We start from the raw sequence: 17586 nt of genomic DNA, 5'->3' as shown, positions 1-17586 counted from the left end.
TCTTTCACCCTCCTAGGACTTTGTTAGTTGCAATCATAATTAGTCCTGCCAGAAGGGCAACCATCAAAATGAAAATATCTTGCCAGACCATGCTTTTCTGATGAATCATGCGCATTTCTCCTGTATAGCCACGAGCAACCATCGCGCTGTACACTTCCTCGCTCATTTGTAAAGACTTGCCAAACAATCCACCCATCGTAGTTGCTATAAAACTCCGTTGTTCCTTCACTGAGGACTGTCCTGCATCCCTAGCCTTGCGCGCAATAAAAATTTCCTCCATCGCTTTAATTAAGACGAAAATATATCGGTAAGTCATCTCTGTCGTACTGATGAAGATACGCGGGATAAAGAACGAACGCAAAGCCCTGAGAATATCCATCCAGCGTGTACTAAGGGTCAACACCATAGCTAAAGAAACAGAGATACCTACTCGGCTAATGAGTAAGATTCCTCCTGCTACCCCCTGCTTCGACACAGCTAGAGTTGCCGGGAAAACAAGTGGGCCGAAGCGCAAGGGATGTCCAAAATTTCCAATGACCCATAGCGGATCACCTGGTCGTACCCAGTTAAAGAGTGAGGGAAACACCATGATCCCTGTAAACAAAGGAATGACTAACCAAACTCTAGAAAGCATTAGTCGAAATGGCAGTTTTGAAAGTACCGCAATCGCGAGTAGAATAAAATAGAAGATCCAGAGCAAACCAAGATTTGAGCAAAGATTAACGGCGACCAAGAGAAAAATTAGGGACAATACTTTAACGCGAGGATCTAGCCCTTGTAAAAAGCCTTTTCTCAACGCGATTTTTTCTGAGAAAAATGCATCACTGAGAAAGCTAACGATATCTTTCAGCGTCTTCTCGATGAAATTTCTTTTACGTCGCCCCCCACCAACGTCAAGTTGCACTGCGGGGCTCATCTCACTTAACCAGCTTGGAAGTTCCATCCTGTTCTCCCTTCTTTGCTATTCGGCTTATTTTCAGAAAAAAAGAAAAAGGCCATAGAGCGACCCTCTGTAGGGTCAGACCTCCATGGTCTTGTTAATTCTCACTATTTTCATATTGTATTCGCGACTCTAGAATGAATTTCCTTCTTTCTATTAAATCTTTTCTAAATTTTAAGAATATACTGAATCTATTTTTCTTCTGGCGTAAATTGTTTCATAGTAACTTGCTCTGAGAAATTATTTTCTTTCGAATCCATGTTCTTTTCTTCTACCGGTACTATGGACATACCCTTATTTTTCTTTTTGGGACGTATTTTCCGCCACATAGCAATCAAAACAACAATTACTGCTCCTGCGAGCACCGAGCCTAAAATGACGAGAACCAAAGGGACCTGTGTTGTTATCCAAAATAAATTTATCGAGACTGGGGCAGCATTTTGGACCGCAAATATAGCGACAAGCAACGCAAAAAGCAACGTTAAAATTAATAAAAACATTCTAATCCCCCTTTGTTATTTCCAAGTCAAATTTGTAAGGTCATTATATCATTTTTGTTCATTATTTTACGATAATTTTCGAGTTCTAAGCTAAATTGATAACATTTTATGAATAACCCCCATAAAAAGTAGAACGGGATGAGCAAGCCGGGTATCCTTTGGATAGGTGAGAATCACAGGGCATTCAAGTCCAATCGGCATGGATTGCAAGAAGCCTTTTTCGAGTTCCCAATGAATAAGGTTCTTCGGTAATATACTACACCCAAAGCCTTCATTAAGAAGCGTTCTAATTCCTTCAAGAGACTCAATGGTAATTAGTGAATTGGTGCGATCAATAGATACAGGCAACAAAAGTTCGTAGTCCTCGCCAAAAGAGGAACTTTTCGGCGGAAATAGAAAAGGAGCATATTTTTCAATATTGCCGGCAATATCAAGATTGAGTGACCCAGGAGCTACAAAACAAAGTTCTTCTGTACATAGTTGTTCGAACGTAAGCGGTAAATTCCGTTTTGGTTCCCCGCAGAAAAAGGCTAAGTCTGCTTGCCCATTCGCTAACAGGCCTACTAAACTTTCTTGCGGATGAGTAATTAAATGAAGTTGAAGGGTTGGATAGCGGCGATGAAACTCACCGATAAAGCGTGGCAAAAAGTATTTACCTAAATAATTATCAGCTGCAACAATAACTGTACCGCTTTCTAAGTCCTTTAAATCCCTGATGACAGATTCAGCTTGGTCAAGTTTAAGGAGAATGTCATCTACATAAATCAGAAGCCTCCGACCGGGATCAGTCAGAGAAATGTTATTGCCCATACGAACAAACAGCGGTAATCCTATCTCAGTCTCTAAAGCAGCTACTTGACGTGATATCGCAGGTTGGCTAAGAAATAATTCTTTTGCTGCTCCAGAAAAGCTTCGCTGTCGTGCTACTTCGCGAAAGGCTCTAAACTGTTGTATATCCACAAGGCTATACTCCTTTAGTATAAGATTTATGATAACAATGCATAACCATTATAGCTCCTGGTGTGGTATCTTAACAATATGATGTTACTAATTACCTATTCAGTTTGAGGGTTGCTCGGCTCCCAAGTTTTGTTCTTTCGGTAGTTAATTATGGCAGAGAAGTTATGAATTTGGAGGAACTATTTATGAAGGTTGGATTAATTCGATGTATGCAAACTGAGGACATGTGTCCTGCTACGACCGATTTTAAAGTTATGAAGGAAAAGAAACTTGCCTTTGCAAATGTGGAAGAAGATATCGAAGTAATTGGAGTAAATACCTGTGGGGGTTGTCCTGGAAAAAAAGCGGTTACTCGGGCTACAGAAATGATTAAACGTGGTGCTGACACAATTGTATTAGCTTCCTGTATTACAAGAGGAAATCCTATTGGCTTTCCTTGTCCACATGCCGAACAAATGAAACAAGCAATTTCTAAAAAGATTGGTGATACTATAAGACTAATAGATTATACTCATTAGCTTCCAATCATGTTAGCCATTTTAACTTACGTAAGTTAAGAAAGAAGGTAGCTTCAAAATGCTACCTTCTTTCTTGTTATAACAGTAAACCTAATTTATTTTTCAAGACTCATCATGTCCCTAAAAAGGTCATCTAAATACGCAAAATCACTAGGTTTGGATTATTACTAATCATATTGGATATCTGCTTTTATCTTTCGAAACTCTTCTGAAGAAATTTCACCCTTGGCATACCTCTCTCTGAGGATATCCAGAGCAAATTGATTTCTGCGTTCACTTAATTCTTTTTTCCTTTTGATATATTCGCGGGAATCAATTTCACACTTTGCGTATTGCTCTTTAAGTTGCATTATTGCAGGATTATCTGAATGGAGCAAATACTCATCATCGAGTAGACTGTTTCTTTCAATGTAATCATCATCACTGATTTCTTCGTTTATATATTTATCTTCAAGTATTTTTAAAAGCTTGTTATGTTTAGGATGATTTTTTTTCTTAAAATAGTCATTTGAAAAACTAAAGACCGCAATTGATACTATCACCATTAAAAAGATAAGAATAATTGTACCTCCACTTGCCCAGCCCGTGGCATAACCATGATTTGTACCTAATCCATATCTCATCATAATAAACGCCCCCCAAATTTACTCTTTTACTAATATTTCACTTTCCTATTTTGTTTTTGCTTGAATTCCTTTTATATTTTTAGTCTAACCGATGATTGTGTCAAAACTTTGTCAGGACTATGACAAAAGTAAGTTAATAATATACCTAATAGATGTCAGAAAGGCCTTGGGATTTCCTTATAAAAATACTAAGAAGCACACTATAAATTAAGTGTGCTTCCGTGAATTACATCGCTTTTTTCATTTACTTCACAATAAAGAACGAGGGTAGATGGCGATCCCCATACTTACTTGATGGACTGTTTACCATCTGCTGCTGATAATAGAGCACAGATGAAGCACCTCCGTCAAGATTAGCTACATTATAAGCACCCTGCTTGAGCATGATATCCTGAACGTCTTTGAGAGTAGCCCCGACCGAACCGACTTGACGTCCGTCAATGACCAGCATCAAGATTGTGCCATCCCGGGCTTGTCCAATCGCTGTCCGTGGAGCAATTCCCCATCCCCCATCGCCTTGGGTGATCGCAGGTTTACCATTAACGACAAGAAAAGGATCAAACGAGACTGCGTCACGAATACCCATCTTCTGAATTTGCGCAAAAGTATAATGCCCCAAGATCAGTTTATTGTTACGGTCCATTCCAATCAGATCATATTGATTCAAATTATCTTTATGGATAATTTTCCCATTCGAGATGAGAATACCCAAAGGATTTCCGCCGCTCCCGTTCCCTTCCGGATCACTAAACGCTCCTCCATTGATGACTGCAACAGCTCCCGTTTCCTTCGCTATCTCTTCGGCCTTTTCTCCCCGCGTCCCAAGATACTGCGTTGCTGCAACTTTAACTCGTGAGGGATCCTTGACCTTAAGTAAATATCCTTTAAACCCTTTTTGACTAATGTCGACCAAATCAATTCCTTTATCTTTATTTGTACCTAAAGTATTGATGGCCGAAGGATTCGAATTTCCTAGATTAGCCGCTTGATTACTATCCATAATTTTTTGAATCTCATCTTCACTGAAAAACCAGGTTGCCAAGTATTGATGGTTTAACGTCGTCATAGCTGTAGTCACCCATAAATTGCGTAACCCCTCAAAAGGTTGGAAAGGGGCAAATCGGAATCCGATAAAGATGAGGGAAAGAAGAGCAATCATCGTAACGCTCTTAGCACCAATTCGCCGCAGCCGCCTCTTCTTGCGACTATAATGATAAACCCCTGCAGGTTTTCCTTGTAACCGTCGTGGTTGCACCGTCTGACGTGAAGACCCGGGAATTCCTGTAGTACCCATGTTAACTTCCTCTCTTCGCTAATATTCAGCAATTATCTCTAATATACACCATAATTGCTTCGAAGAGTTTTAAATTTTTGTGAAGAATACTTAGAGGACTTTTACAAATGGTGTCGAAAAATTAAAGTTGCCATGTTTTACACAATGGCACATTTGATCTGACAAAGAAAGGCTTAATCAAAATGATAAAAAATAGAATGTCTCAGAAAATATTATTGTACAGTTTTATTCTCATTCTCCTCATTATTCCCTTAATCAATGATTCTCCTGAAGGCATCTATGAAATGATGTGGATTCTCTATTTATTACCTCCCATTTTAGTTCTCTTTTATCATGGCTATAAAACGGGCATCTTGACCGGACTCTTTTGTGTGCTATTGCAGTCTTCTTATGAGCTTCATGAATATTTCCTTCACCCAGAAGAATATAGCTTTAATAACTTTAATGTTACTTTCGCAATTGCCATCGCGATAACCACAGTAACCCTGAGTATTGGATTCTTAATGCGGCATAGGGAAAAAAAGCAAATCGAATTAGAGAAACTCAGTCAAGATCTTGAATTCTTGGCTAATCACGATACCTTAACTGCTCTTCCTAATCGCCGTGCGTTTGAGCAAAGGATGGATGAAGCGCTCCAAGAAGCTAAGGACACAGATCGAATGTTTGCCTTAATTTTTTGTGATTTAGATCAGTTTAAAAATCTCAATGACACGGCAGGACATCGCATCGGAGATTTAGTCCTCTTCGAAATTGCTCAGCGTGTAAAACAAATTATTCGGGGAGAAGATTTTATTTCGCGCCTAGGCGGAGACGAATTCATCATCTTTTTAGATGGCGTTTCCTCACCTGAGGAAGTCACGAACATCACCCAAGCTATCCTTTCAACCATAGAACAACCGATAATACTAGATACGCTGGAATATAAAATATCAGCAAGTTTAGGAATTGCGCTCTACCCTCAAGATAGTATTGACCCCTCCATGCTGCTCCAACATGCCGATATTGCAATGTATCAATCTAAAGCACGTGGCAACGGCAATTATACCTTTTTTACACCCGAAATGGGCAAGGCACTTTTACGCCAGACTCGCTTAGCATCCGGTTTGAAAAGTGCCTTAGCACGGAATGAATTTACCGTTGTTTATCAACCTCTATGTGATGCTAAGACAGGAGAAGTAACCAGCGCTGAAGCTTTAATTCGTTGGAACCATTCAAAAATGGGACTGATCCCACCTAACGAATTTATTCCTATAGCTGAAGAAACAAGAATCATCATTCCGATTGGAGAATGGGTGTTAAGATCAGCTGTCCAAGAAGCGAAACGATGGCATGATGCCGGACATATGATCATTGTCGCAGTCAACATCTCCTGCATCCAGTTGGAAGAGTGTCATTGCTATCAAAAGATTCAGCAAATTCTTGCCGAGACAGGGCTCGAACCGCAATTTCTTGAACTAGAAATTACTGAACGTGTCGCTCTTTCTAACCCTGAAGAGATGATCCGTATATTGAACAATCTTAGGTCCATAGGCATAAAGATTGCGATTGATGACTTTGGAACAGGCTATAGCTCCTTAAGTTATCTGAAGAAATACCCTGTCCACACCATAAAAATAGACCGATCTTTCATTCAGGATATCGCCTTCGAAGTGCGCGATAGAGCAATGTTAAAAGCTCTCCTGATTATGGCCAAGAGTCTTAACTTTTCCACAGTCGCCGAAGGTGTAGAAACGCCTGAGCAATTTTCTATTCTATCAGACATGGGATGTAACGTGGTTCAAGGCTTTTTATTGAGTACCCCACTCTCCGGCGAAGAGTTTTTTAATTTCATAACAAATAGGAGGATGGAAGAAGGTCAACTCCTTTCCTCGCTCGGTTAAGAATGGTTAGAATATAACGTTATCGTAAATCACCTATTTACAATCATCAAAAAGAGACTTATAATTTTCCTCAGAGTTCTATATAATTGAATAGTGCAGGGGGTGCTCCGTCGGGAGCTGAGAAAGAATCATCTTAACCCTTAGAACCTGATCTGGTTAACACCAGCGTAGGGATGCTGAAGACTGTCCGCGTAAATGTGGATTTCAAAGATAGGAATAGGCTTACCCCTCGGGTAAGTCTTTTTATTTTCTTAAACAGGTTGTTGGGGGGGGAAGATAGAATGGAGCATTAAATGGTGCTCAGACTGTTGACTTGATAACAGAAATTACTCGCACTAATACATTTTAAGTTCTATAACAGAAAGGGTTGAACACAAATGGAGAAGATTAAGAATTCATCAATGTTTCTTTTATGGGCTGGAGCAGCCATTTCAATTTCTGAAATTTATACCGGGGGGCTAACCGCTCCATTAGGACTGGCGAAAGGCTTAGCTGCTATTCTTATCGGACACCTGATTGGCACTTTGCTTCTGGCATTTGGCGGTTATATCTCTTTTCAAAGCGGTAAAACAGCCATGGAAAAAGTCCGCGACTCCCTGGGGCCAGTAGGAGTAAAAGTTATTGCTTTCCTAAATGTTCTCCAACTCATTGGTTGGGGTACAGTCATGATTATCCAAGCGGGAAGAGCCTTTGGCGGAATCGCTAATCTATCTTTACCGGTCTCCATGATTATAATGGGCTTTGCCGTCTTAATCTGGGCCTTTTTCTTTAATAACTATTCCAAAGCCCTCAATGATATTTTTGTCCTTATTCTGCTTGTCCTGAGCGTCATGATCTTTTTCCGCATTGATATGCAATCCCTCCCTCCAATAACTGGACAGATGAATTTTGCGACTGCGGTGGAACTCTCCATTGCCATGCCTATTTCCTGGCTACCACTCATTGGAGATTACACTAAAAATGGGCAAAGCAAAAGAGGGGTCGTTCTCTCCAGCTTCATCGGCTACTTTATCGGCAGTATGCTTATGTATCTTCTAGGCTTCCTCATTACTCTCCATACGGGGATGGATGTTATCGAATATATCGTGCAGAGCAATATGAAGTTTATCGCTGGCTTTATCATCATCATTGCTACGGTGACAACTGCTTTTATGGATATTTATTCGGCTGTCATTTCCTCTAAACAACTCTTTCCATTTAAAAACGAAAATCTAATGATTGTCCTTTATTCGTTAATTTCTCTTATGATTGCTTTTGTCTTCCCGATCGAAAACTTCGAAAGCTTTCTACTGATGATCGGCAGTGTCTTCATTCCAGTCTACACGATCGTCTTTATCGAGTATCTTACCCATTATAAAGGGCAGAGCTCAAAGCTCAATACGTTAGGCATCCTCATCGCGGCTTTTGGAACATTCCTTTATCAATACTTCGTCAATGTCGAATGGGGCTCACCGACGATTATGGTCTTTATTCTTGTTGCAGTAATTTATTTAACGTTAAAAAAAGTGATAATTCATGATGCTTTATCCTAACCGCATTGTCACTTTGCACGTTTTATAGTATGCTTGTAGCAATACCCCCATCAGGTATATATCCACTAAATAGATAGGAGTGGGAGTTGTGAGTAAAGCAGCATATGTTGATCCCATAAAATGTGATCGTTCACCGTTGTGTCCTTCTAAACGTTCTTGCCCCGAGAAAGCGATCACCCAGGAGAAATTAGGTTTTCTTAGTCGAGGACCCGCTTATGTAAATCCAGATTTATGCGTCGCCTGTGGGGTTTGTATCAAAAGTTGTCCCCATGGGGCCGTGAGCTTTAAAGGATCTGAACCCGGACAAAAAAAGAAAAAAAAGAAAACTAAATAATAACCCAACAAAAAAATCGAGGGAGATCACTTACTTCTTAAGTAGTAGTGATCTCCCTTTTTATTGAAATTTCTTAGCGACTTCGATGAAACACCTGTTTAGCAAATAACGTTGCGTAACAGCTTTTATTACTTATTTGACGAATTTATTCTCATTGAGTTCTTTGAACGCAAGATCCAGCTCTTCTCTTGTGTTCATCACGATTGGACCACCCCAGGCAATAGGCTCTTTGAGTGGTTTCCCGGATAAAAGTAAGAACCGAATTCCTTGATTTGAAGCTTTTACTCGGAAATCTTTTCCTTTATTAAATAGGACCGCATGCTTTTCCGAAATAAACGCTTCATTCTGGGGATCAAAGAAACCTTCTCCTTGAAGAATATAAATGAATAAGGTGGAATCTTCCTCCGTTTCGAAAGTCCATTCCCTATCTTTCTTTACTTCTACATCAAAATAGAGAGGTTTAACATAATCTCCTTCCAGTGCACCTGGTATTCCCTTATAGTTTCCCGCTATAATATGGACTTTGGAATCTTCCTCATCCACGATAGGAATATCGTGCTTTTGGATTCCTCTATACTGTGGTGAAACCATTTTATCTTTAGCAGGTAGATTAAGCCATAGTTGAACTCCAAACAACCACTCACTCCGTTTCGGCATCTCTTGATGAATAATTCCTGAACCAGCTGTCATCCACTGACAATCTCCATCAAGAATACTTCCTTTGTTCCCTAGGTTATCCCCATGTTCTATATCTCCTTTGATAAGATAGGTAACTGTTTCTATTCCTCGATGAGGATGCCACGGGAAACCTTTAGTATAGTCGTTTGGATTAACAGAATCAAAGGCATCCATCATCAAGAAGGGATCAAAATCTTGAGTATCATCATAGCCAATAACTCTGACTAACTTTACGCCAGCACCATCGGTTGCCCTTTCCCCGGTAATAATTTTATTAATAGTTCGAATATTGCTCATTCGACGAACCTCCTTAAATTCTTAAATTATTAAGACTCTCTTATAAGTATGATTAATTATAACACAAGCTTTAAATAATCAAACCTTTTTAATAATTATTTTAAATTTATGAAATTCTATCAAGGATTACACCGACTGATGTTACAAATCATCTTTTCCTGGAATATAATACCATGATATTGGGAAAGGAGGGGAGACTTCATGGTTTCTGTTGAGAACAAGAGAGTCGAAGATATGAATTATTTTGAACTACTGGCATGGTTAGGCATTGGTAGCTCCCACCCCGGTGGTTTCCCTGCAACTAAGTTGAATTTAGAAACAGTACAGATCAAGTCTGAATCATATGTACTTGACGCCGGATGTGGTAGTGGACTTACAGCCTGTCATCTCGCTAAGACGACAGGTTGCCAAATAATAGGAATCGATATTAGTCCTCAGATGATTGAAAAAGCCACCCAAAGAGCGAAAAAAGAAGGGGTATCACACCTTATAGAATTTAGGGTGGCCGATGTTGCCCACTTGCCTTTCGCCGAAAATTCTTTTGATTGGGTCATTGCTGAATCAATAACCGTATTTTTAGATAAAGTCCAGGTGTACAAAGAGTTCTACCGCGTGCTCAAGCCTGAAGGTCAGGTCGCCGATCTCGAAATGGCCTTGCTTCATGAGTTACCCGCCCCCCTCAAACCCCAACTGGCAGAGTGCTTTGGACCAAGCACCAATCCTCTATCCTTTGAAGAATGGTGTCACTCAATAACCGAAGCGGGATTTCAGAATGTAGAAATCAAAAACCCACAACCTTTAAAAAACAATGGGAACCTAATTGCGAGTGAGCTTAAGAAGGATTGGATCTTAATCAAAGATCTAGCTGACAAAGTAAGCAAACAGCCCGGGTTAATACCCAGGTTGCAAAAAAATGTGAGTTTCACGAGGAGAACCCAAGGTTACTTTGGATTTGGCTTGATCTATGGACGCAAACCCACTCCACCCGCACCTCCTGTTTCCCCTCGATTAGGCTTCAAACGCTGGCTCTTAAACTTGATCCACGCTAAGCAAGCAAAATAGAATATCGCGTCTTACGTTGCTTGATTTAGCCAAGCACACAAGTCTATTTCTTAGCGTATTCTACAGTAATAAAGGACGATCTATGAAAAAATATCCTCCACACGAGAGAGGGTGAAACCATGTTTGTGGCCGCAATTATTTCTATATCTGGGATCTTATTGTACGTTCTCTTAAAGCCCCCAGTCCATGCTCACTCTGAACAAATGAGCGATAACACCCAAGTTGATCTTGATAGAAATGCTACGAGAACGACAGCGGAAACAAGGATCAGAACCTCATAATAATTATTATTTGGAGGAAAAGACATGCCAGAATTAGTCATGACCTTTCTTACGATCATGGCATTCTTGCTCACCATGATTTTAGTGATCTGGCGACCGCGGGGGTTAAACGAAGCAATACCTGCTACCGTTGGAGCTTTCTTAATCGTTCTTAGCGGAAGTGTATCCTTCGAAGATTTAGGCACGATCGGCGCCACAATCAGCAGTGCTGCCATCACAATCATTGCAACGATCGTGATGGCCAATGTCTTAGAAAGCTTTGGATTCTTTTATTGGGCAGCTGAAGGTTTAGCCGCTAGATCAAACGGTTCAGGAATCCGTCTTTTCTGGTACGTGAATTTAATTTGCTTTCTAATGACGCTTTTCTTTAATAATGACGGGAGTATCTTGATTACTACCCCCATCCTGCTCATCCTTCTCGATAAACTCCATTTTAAAAATAGCGAAAAAATTCCCTATCTCATCTCAGGGGCATTGATCGCCACAGCCTCCAGCGCACCCATCGGCGTCAGCAATATTGTTAACTTGATCTCCTTAAAAATCGTCGAAACAACATTGTATATGTATACTTTAATGATGTTTATCCCAGCGATCCTCGGCTTACTCGTTCTATTATCCCTTTTGTTTCTTCTTTTTTACCATCAATTACCGCGTAAATTACCTACGCTAAAAGCAGGACTCTTCGAGACGTACTTGAATGGACCTCCTCTTCATAAGGTGCGGCGCCTTCCTTTTCAAACTCATCCTCCGCATCCACATCCTCCCCATGATACTACTCCGGGAGATCATCCTGTCCCTCCTCACCTGCTCCCTCAACCTCACCCTACGCTTCAACCTCCTCACCTAAAAGACCGCAACGCCTTTATGCGGAATATTCTTCTCTTTGTCTTTTTTGTGAGGATCAGCCTTTTTGTAGGTTCATATTTGGGAATCCCCATTTCGTGGGTTGCTGTTATGGGTTCCTTACTCCTGCTCAGTTGGCGATGGTTATTTTTCAAAATCTCCCCAGCCGATTTATTGAAAAAGACTCCCTGGCACATCTTCGTTTTTGCTTTCGGGATGTACGTTATCATCTATGGTTTAAACAACATCGGCTTAACCCATTGGTTAGTAAACGTCTTCCACCCGTTAGTTTATGGGGACTTCTTCAAAGCCAGTTTAGCCATGGGATCACTCATCTCGCTAATGTCGATATTTTTCAACAATCATCCGGCTTTATTAATAGGAACACTAACCTTAACAAGCATGCAACTCGATCCTTACACGCTGAAGATTGCTTATCTCGCCAGTGTAATTGGCAGTGACATGGGATCCTTAATCTTGCCAATTGGGACTCTTGCTTCGTTAATGTGGTTGAACATTCTAAAACAGCACAACATTAAACTTCTCTGGAAGGATTATGTCAGCGTTACGCTCCGAGTTATCCCCCCATCTCTTTTATTTACACTCATTTTTTTGGCCTATTGGGTCGAGTGGATCTATCAATAGCAAAAACAACTCTCCTCCCTCCTGGTGCAATTAATGTTATGATTAAAATATACGTGAACCAGGGGGAATAGCTATGGATCTCAGAACGGAAGTCAATACGATAACCTATGTCTCCAATGCTGGCGTTCTAATCCAGCTTAAAGATAAGAAAATACTCATCGACGGCTTGTGTCATTCTCGGCAGCCATTATACAAGGACCCCCCGCCTGAAATTGCGCAAAAAATAAAAGGGGGCATTCCCCCTTTTGATAACCTGGATCTTATGCTGATCACACATCATCATCCTGATCACTTCGATCCCCTCGGTATCCATGAGTTTCGAAAAAGCAATCCCCAAACGATAATTTTCTCAACCCCTGAAGTGATTTCTAAAATCAAAGCGTATGCTTCCGACAATGAAAATAATCTAGTCGAATTAAACACCGAGCTGTACCATGAGGAAAAGCTCACCTTAAAGGGAATTGATATCCGGATTTTCTCGATGCTCCACATGGGTAAAGGCTATGACGATGTCCATAATTTTGCTTACCTGATTGAATATGATGGCGTAAAGCTTATGCACGTTGGAGATGCCAGCCCCGTGCGCGAGAATTTTAGTGAGTTTAACCTTAGAGCCGAGAATTTGAATTGCCTTATTGCTCCCTTCCCTTATATCGCCCTACCTTCGGCACGAATCGTGATAAAGGAATACATCCACCCTCAGCAAATATCGATTATCCATTTGCCTAATAAAGAACACGATCGTTTCGGCTGGGTCAAGGCAACTCATAAAAGTTTTGAGAAGATCAAAAGCGATTTCATCGAAACGCTATTTTTCGAAGAGTTAGGAAGCTCTCATCTTTTAAATTCTAACCATTTTTCTCGTCTGTAACTTTTCAACAAAATATGTGATTAAAGCGAAGAACCCGATGATTCCAGAGAATCTGAGGATAGTTCCTGCAGAACTTGATGTACTTAATTTATCGTCTCTCTCTTCAAATTCTCCACCTGGTACTGCCTCAAGTTTTCCACGGCCAAGTTCTTTCCCCTCTAATTCACCCTTAAATTTTCCCTCAATTCCTTCAGGCGGAATTTGCCTTGAGTTCGAAGTCATCGTTGTTCCCGACTGAGAGATTTGGGGAGCGACTTGAGTATCAAGAATTTGGAAGCCTCCGAAAAAGATTACCAAAGCCAAAGCGACTCTAGCTAAGACACGCATCAAGCTCGTAGATTGGACCTTGAATACTTTTTTCATCATCACTGCAATCCATTGCCAATGAAGTCCGACGTGCACACCTACGATAATTAGTGTGAGATAAGACACACCAAGATGGAGAGCTTTAAACCCGTGTTGATCCACTGCACGGAAACCAGGGAAAATGATCTTGGAAATCATGAATCCACTTACAATAACTGCGATCATGGCTATAAAAAGCAATATGTTCAGGAAATAACCCAAGCGTGCTTTACCTGGCAGCTTCCGGTCAAAAAGCCTTAGCGTTACGGTTTTGATCCATTGAGCATTAAGCAAGATATGTACTAAAAAGCCAACTCCGATTCCCAGACCCACACTTTCATGAAAAAAAAGTCCCCCCATGACTTTTGCATTAAAGAGTAACGCAAACGCTACTGCAATAACTCCATCCAGGATTAATTTAACGATATTTTTATTCTTTAGCATCCGACCGATAACCTCCAAATCCGAACTTTGTTCTGACGTAATTATGATCGTTCAACCTTAATCCTGACTGAGCGGAAACTGAAAGTTTGCTTAAAAGTGATGTGTTGAAACTTCTATTCATTTAATTGAAGTTCTCGTATCTCTATGATAAAATTTGCAATATATTCTAGACATGATTATTTAAGATAGAACGTAGAAAGTGAAAATTCAAATGAACAACATATATCCTGTCAGAGGTGGAAGAGGCGGCGATTCTTATTTAATCGTGGGTGATCAAAAAACAGCATTAGTGGATTGCGGCATGGCTTATTCTGCTTCGAATCTGATTCACAACATCAAAGAGATTCTTTCCAACCGTCCCTTAGATTGTGTCTTTCTTAGCCATTCGCATTATGATCACATCGGTGCTATTCCCTTCTTAAGAGTGGAATGGCCTGAACTCAAAGTGTATGGTGCTGAACACGATCAAAGTATTTTAAAACGCCACAATGCTCTTAAAGCCATCCGAGAATTGAGTCTTCAGGCTGCTAAAGTATACTCGGAAGGATTAATTGAAGATTACAACAATGATCTCATGAAAATCGACAACGTAATTTCCGAAGGAGATCGTTTTGATTTAGGTCATTCCACTATTCAGGTCCTCGAAACACCAGGGCACACCCGTTGTACGCTCTCATTTTTAATCAATCACGAAATTCTCTTTGTCAGCGAATCGTGTGGAGTATTGAGCCACTCCGGGAAGATCTATCCCGGTTTCTTAGTCAGCTATTCCCAGGCAATTGAATCTATAAAAAAATGTCAGGCCCTTCATCCTAAATTCATCTATTCTCCCCATTACGGGCTCGTCGATTCACACTCTATAATGAACTATTGGCAAAATTGTATCGAATCAGCAGAAAAGAGTCGCTATTTCATCCTCCACTATGCTGAATTAGGATATAATGAAGAACAAATTTTATTAGAATATGAAGAGGTCTTTCGCGACGAAGAGAGTCGCTCAGAGCAACCAATCGATGCCTTTCGGATCAATACGCGGAGTATGATTAAAACCGTGCTAAACACCCACTCACCATAACTGAAGTAATAAATGAGGCACCTGCTCTGCACAGATGCCTCATTTATTACTTCAGTTCCACACTGTTTCTCAAATTGACGTTGAAATCCTCTCCCCTTTTCATCTCGATATGTCCTGAAACATAGGGATTTCCATTGACTGTTAAATAGACCTTGTCTACACCGTAGTAACCGCCAACTGTATTCACTACACTTTGCAAAATCATGCTTTCATACCCTGAGCCTGCATTCATTTCACTCACAAATGCTTGACTTAAATCGATATATACTCGATTGTCTTGATTGAGATAAAGACTATTGATTTTAGCATTAACCCCCATGACTTTACCGAGATTCCCCTGGGGTGGATTTTTAAATTCCTTCTCTAAGATCTGTCTCGTGATATCGTTGGTGTTAAAGGAAAGCTTCTTATTCGTAAAATAGAGTTTTCCATCATTGCCATTAGGATAGTAAAACTTCACGTTTTGGATGAGAGGAACATTTTTCTCGATTTGGCTTAAGCTTGAGGAAACTTCTGATCCATTGGAATTAAAAACCATTTTAACTAATCCAACATTTGGAGCATAATAGTCAAGCGTCTTCCCCCCGGTGTCTTCTGTCATCACTTCAACGGCTTTGTAGTTACCCGTAGGAGTGGTGACGTCAACCTCAACATTGGATATTGTGCGTTTTCGATTGTCCGTCAGGGTCCACGTCGTCCCTTTTACAATCGGTTCTTTTAAGAGAATTTCGCCTTTGCTTTTACTTTCAGCGCTACTTAAGCTTAGATTTTGCGTGAAATTCTCACGAAAATATGTTTCACCCCGAGCAAGAAGTTGAATCAGCTCTCCATCCTTTTTTTCTAACACTTTAACCATTTCAGTGCCCCCGTTATTTGATCTAAGTTGTACACGGTTTTCATTGATATAGTCCACATAGGCGGTATAAGAGGCATACTCATTGCCTTGACCCGTATAAATATAGCGGGTATTTTTCGGATAGCTGAAATAGTCATTAATCGTTTGTTGTTGAACCCCTGAATAAAGCGCTGAGTTGTTCTTGTTCTCTTGAGAGACCGAATTCTTATTGGTACAACCGCTTAAAATAAAGAACGAGAAAAGAATACCTACGTATAAAGGAAGCTTTTTCACTTTTCGACCTCCTCTCAATAGACCTATAATGTTCATTTCGTCATTGTATATACTACCATCATTGTTACTTCATTCTAAATTTAATTATACTTAAGACCATCCTTTTGCCAGATTTACAAAAAAAAATCAAAATCGGAGGATTGCTGTGATTAAGCTAATCGTCAAAACATTTATAAATAATTACGAAGCAATTCAAGACAAAAAGGTTCGTGAAGCTTATGGCGTATTAGGCGGGATCTTAGGCGTCATCTGCAACCTCTTGCTTTTTATTCTCAAATTAACAATAGGTATGCTGAGTAATAGTATCGCTGTTATTTCTGATGCATTTAATAACCTTTCTGACTTAGGCTCATCCTTAATCTCAATCATCGGAGCGAAAATGAGTAATCGTCCCCCCGACCCTGAGCATCCTTTTGGCCATGGAAGATTCGAATATATTTCCTCTCTCGTTGTCTCTTTCCTTATTTTTTCAGTGGGCTTTCAGTTGTTTAAGAGTTCTATTAGTAAAATTCTCGCTCCGGAAAAAGTCGTATTTAACTCAGCCTTGATCATCATTTTAGCATTTTCAATCTTGGTTAAACTCTGGATGTTTTCCTACAATAGATATATTGGCAAAACAATAAATTCCAGTATTCAAAATGCCACAGCCTTCGATAGTCTTAATGACGTTTTGGCTACAAGTGCGGTCCTTTTAACAACCCTGATCAGCCATTATTTCAATTTTTCAATTGATGGAATTGTCGGTCTTGCTATTTCTGTATTAATCTTATATACAGGCTTACAAATTGCAAAAGACACCATCAATTTACTACTCGGCTCTGCTCCCGATTCAGCTCTGGTTCAGGATATCAAAACTAGGGTTAGTAGCGGACAATATATCGTCGGTACTCATGACCTAAAAGTTCACGATTATGGACCAGGAAGAATCCTCGCGTCCATCCATGCAGAATTTCCTGATACGATTAGTACTATCGAAGCTCATTCCATCGTTGATGATCTGGAAGATCAAATTTCCAATCAACTGGGTATTAATATGGTCGTTCACATCGATCCACTCTCAACAAATACTGAAAAGCTTTCACAAGTTAATGTTTTTGTCAATCAAGAAGTTCGAAAAATAAACGACCAATTCTGCGTACAGCATATTCGAATTACTGAAGGCTTACATAAGACTAACATCATTTTTAGTATTGTCGTCCCTTCAGATATCAAAGAATCTGAGTACAAAGGAATAAGCCAAACCATTTCGAAAAGGCTCATGGCGGCGCAGAATCATGTCAGTATCGTTGTGGATTCGGTTGTAGCGAGCAACACCTAATTTAATGATAAAGG

Annotated in this window: 17 protein-coding genes and 1 riboswitch; of the genes, 9 read left to right on the top strand and 8 right to left on the bottom strand. The window is 40.1% G+C overall.

Going from position 1 to position 17586, the window contains the following annotated elements:
- Window positions 1-4: 4 nt before the first annotated feature.
- The 3 genes from cbiQ to DESME_RS15320 form a co-directional block, all read right to left on the bottom strand.
- The gene (gene cbiQ, locus DESME_RS04950; RefSeq protein ID WP_006714953.1) at window positions 5-943 is read right to left on the bottom strand and encodes a cobalt ECF transporter T component CbiQ; all 939 of its coding nucleotides are present in this window, start codon (window positions 941-943) and stop codon (window positions 5-7) included.
- Window positions 944-1131: 188 nt separating this feature from the next.
- On the bottom strand, window positions 1132-1440 hold the full coding sequence (locus DESME_RS15325) for a LapA family protein (protein WP_006714954.1): 309 nt from the start codon (window positions 1438-1440) through the stop codon (window positions 1132-1134).
- A gap of 90 nt (window positions 1441-1530) precedes the next feature.
- Window positions 1531-2400, bottom strand: coding sequence for a LysR family transcriptional regulator (locus DESME_RS15320; protein WP_006714955.1), 870 nt, complete (start codon window positions 2398-2400; stop codon window positions 1531-1533).
- A gap of 185 nt (window positions 2401-2585) precedes the next feature.
- Between DESME_RS15320 and DESME_RS04935 the strand changes: the two genes are divergently transcribed.
- A complete protein-coding gene (locus DESME_RS04935; RefSeq protein WP_006714956.1) occupies window positions 2586-2918 on the top strand; it encodes a CGGC domain-containing protein in 333 nt (110 codons plus the stop codon).
- A gap of 167 nt (window positions 2919-3085) precedes the next feature.
- Here DESME_RS04935 and DESME_RS04930 read toward each other — a convergent pair whose 3' ends face one another.
- Together DESME_RS04930 and DESME_RS04925 are read right to left on the bottom strand one after the other, a co-directional pair.
- A complete protein-coding gene (locus DESME_RS04930) occupies window positions 3086-3544 on the bottom strand; it encodes an SHOCT domain-containing protein (RefSeq protein ID WP_006714957.1) in 459 nt (152 codons plus the stop codon).
- Between the two features lie 244 nt (window positions 3545-3788).
- On the bottom strand, window positions 3789-4838 hold the full coding sequence (locus DESME_RS04925; RefSeq protein ID WP_006714958.1) for a phosphodiester glycosidase family protein: 1050 nt from the start codon (window positions 4836-4838) through the stop codon (window positions 3789-3791).
- 215 nt (window positions 4839-5053) lie between these two features.
- On the opposite strand from DESME_RS04925, the gene DESME_RS04920 reads away from it, so the two are divergent.
- From DESME_RS04920 to DESME_RS04910, 3 genes are all read left to right on the top strand, one after another.
- Window positions 5054-6718 (top strand): putative bifunctional diguanylate cyclase/phosphodiesterase, encoded by a 1665-nt coding sequence (locus tag DESME_RS04920; protein ID WP_167998830.1) that lies wholly within the window; start codon window positions 5054-5056, stop codon window positions 6716-6718.
- Between the two features lie 88 nt (window positions 6719-6806).
- A riboswitch (TPP riboswitch) is annotated at window positions 6807-6909 on the top strand.
- Between the two features lie 210 nt (window positions 6910-7119).
- Window positions 7120-8250 carry a putative hydroxymethylpyrimidine transporter CytX gene (gene cytX / locus DESME_RS04915; protein ID WP_242837421.1) on the top strand — a complete coding sequence of 377 codons (1131 nt, stop codon included), beginning with the start codon at window positions 7120-7122 and terminating at the stop codon, window positions 8248-8250.
- An 88-nt stretch (window positions 8251-8338) separates the two neighbouring features.
- A complete protein-coding gene (locus DESME_RS04910) occupies window positions 8339-8584 on the top strand; it encodes a 4Fe-4S binding protein (protein ID WP_006714961.1) in 246 nt (81 codons plus the stop codon).
- A 132-nt stretch (window positions 8585-8716) separates the two neighbouring features.
- Here DESME_RS04910 and DESME_RS04905 read toward each other — a convergent pair whose 3' ends face one another.
- Window positions 8717-9559: a pirin family protein gene (locus DESME_RS04905; RefSeq protein WP_006714962.1), complete on the bottom strand. Its 843-nt coding sequence runs from the start codon at window positions 9557-9559 to the stop codon at window positions 8717-8719.
- Window positions 9560-9760: 201 nt separating this feature from the next.
- Between DESME_RS04905 and DESME_RS04900 the strand changes: the two genes are divergently transcribed.
- The 3 genes from DESME_RS04900 (at window position 9761) to DESME_RS04890 (ending at window position 13261) form a co-directional block, all read left to right on the top strand.
- Window positions 9761-10621, top strand: a complete 861-nt coding sequence (locus tag DESME_RS04900; RefSeq protein ID WP_006714963.1) for a class I SAM-dependent methyltransferase — start codon at window positions 9761-9763, stop codon at window positions 10619-10621.
- 305 nt (window positions 10622-10926) lie between these two features.
- Complete coding sequence (locus DESME_RS04895) at window positions 10927-12390, top strand: ArsB/NhaD family transporter (RefSeq protein ID WP_006714965.1); 1464 nt, start codon at window positions 10927-10929, stop codon at window positions 12388-12390.
- Window positions 12391-12463: 73 nt separating this feature from the next.
- A complete protein-coding gene (locus DESME_RS04890) occupies window positions 12464-13261 on the top strand; it encodes an MBL fold metallo-hydrolase (protein ID WP_006714966.1) in 798 nt (265 codons plus the stop codon).
- On the opposite strand, the gene DESME_RS04885 is transcribed toward DESME_RS04890, so the two are convergent.
- Window positions 13232-14050 carry a DUF4405 domain-containing protein gene (locus DESME_RS04885; protein WP_006714967.1) on the bottom strand — a complete coding sequence of 273 codons (819 nt, stop codon included), beginning with the start codon at window positions 14048-14050 and terminating at the stop codon, window positions 13232-13234. The genes DESME_RS04890 and DESME_RS04885 overlap by 30 nt on opposite strands.
- Window positions 14051-14261: 211 nt before the next feature.
- On the opposite strand from DESME_RS04885, the gene DESME_RS04880 reads away from it, so the two are divergent.
- On the top strand, window positions 14262-15125 hold the full coding sequence (locus tag DESME_RS04880; RefSeq protein WP_006714968.1) for an MBL fold metallo-hydrolase: 864 nt from the start codon (window positions 14262-14264) through the stop codon (window positions 15123-15125).
- 46 nt (window positions 15126-15171) lie between these two features.
- Here DESME_RS04880 and DESME_RS04875 read toward each other — a convergent pair whose 3' ends face one another.
- The gene (locus DESME_RS04875; RefSeq protein ID WP_006714969.1) at window positions 15172-16254 is read right to left on the bottom strand and encodes a GerMN domain-containing protein; all 1083 of its coding nucleotides are present in this window, start codon (window positions 16252-16254) and stop codon (window positions 15172-15174) included.
- A 145-nt stretch (window positions 16255-16399) separates the two neighbouring features.
- Between DESME_RS04875 and DESME_RS04870 the strand changes: the two genes are divergently transcribed.
- Window positions 16400-17572, top strand: coding sequence for a cation diffusion facilitator family transporter (locus tag DESME_RS04870; protein ID WP_006714970.1), 1173 nt, complete (start codon window positions 16400-16402; stop codon window positions 17570-17572).
- The last annotated feature ends 14 nt before the right edge of the window (window positions 17573-17586 follow it).

This window comes from Desulfitobacterium metallireducens DSM 15288, assembly GCF_000231405.2.
GTDB lineage: Bacteria > Bacillota > Desulfitobacteriia > Desulfitobacteriales > Desulfitobacteriaceae > Desulfitobacterium_A > Desulfitobacterium_A metallireducens.
The sequence above is the reverse complement of the archived record's forward strand: the minus strand, read 5'-3'. Positions and strand labels throughout refer to the sequence as shown.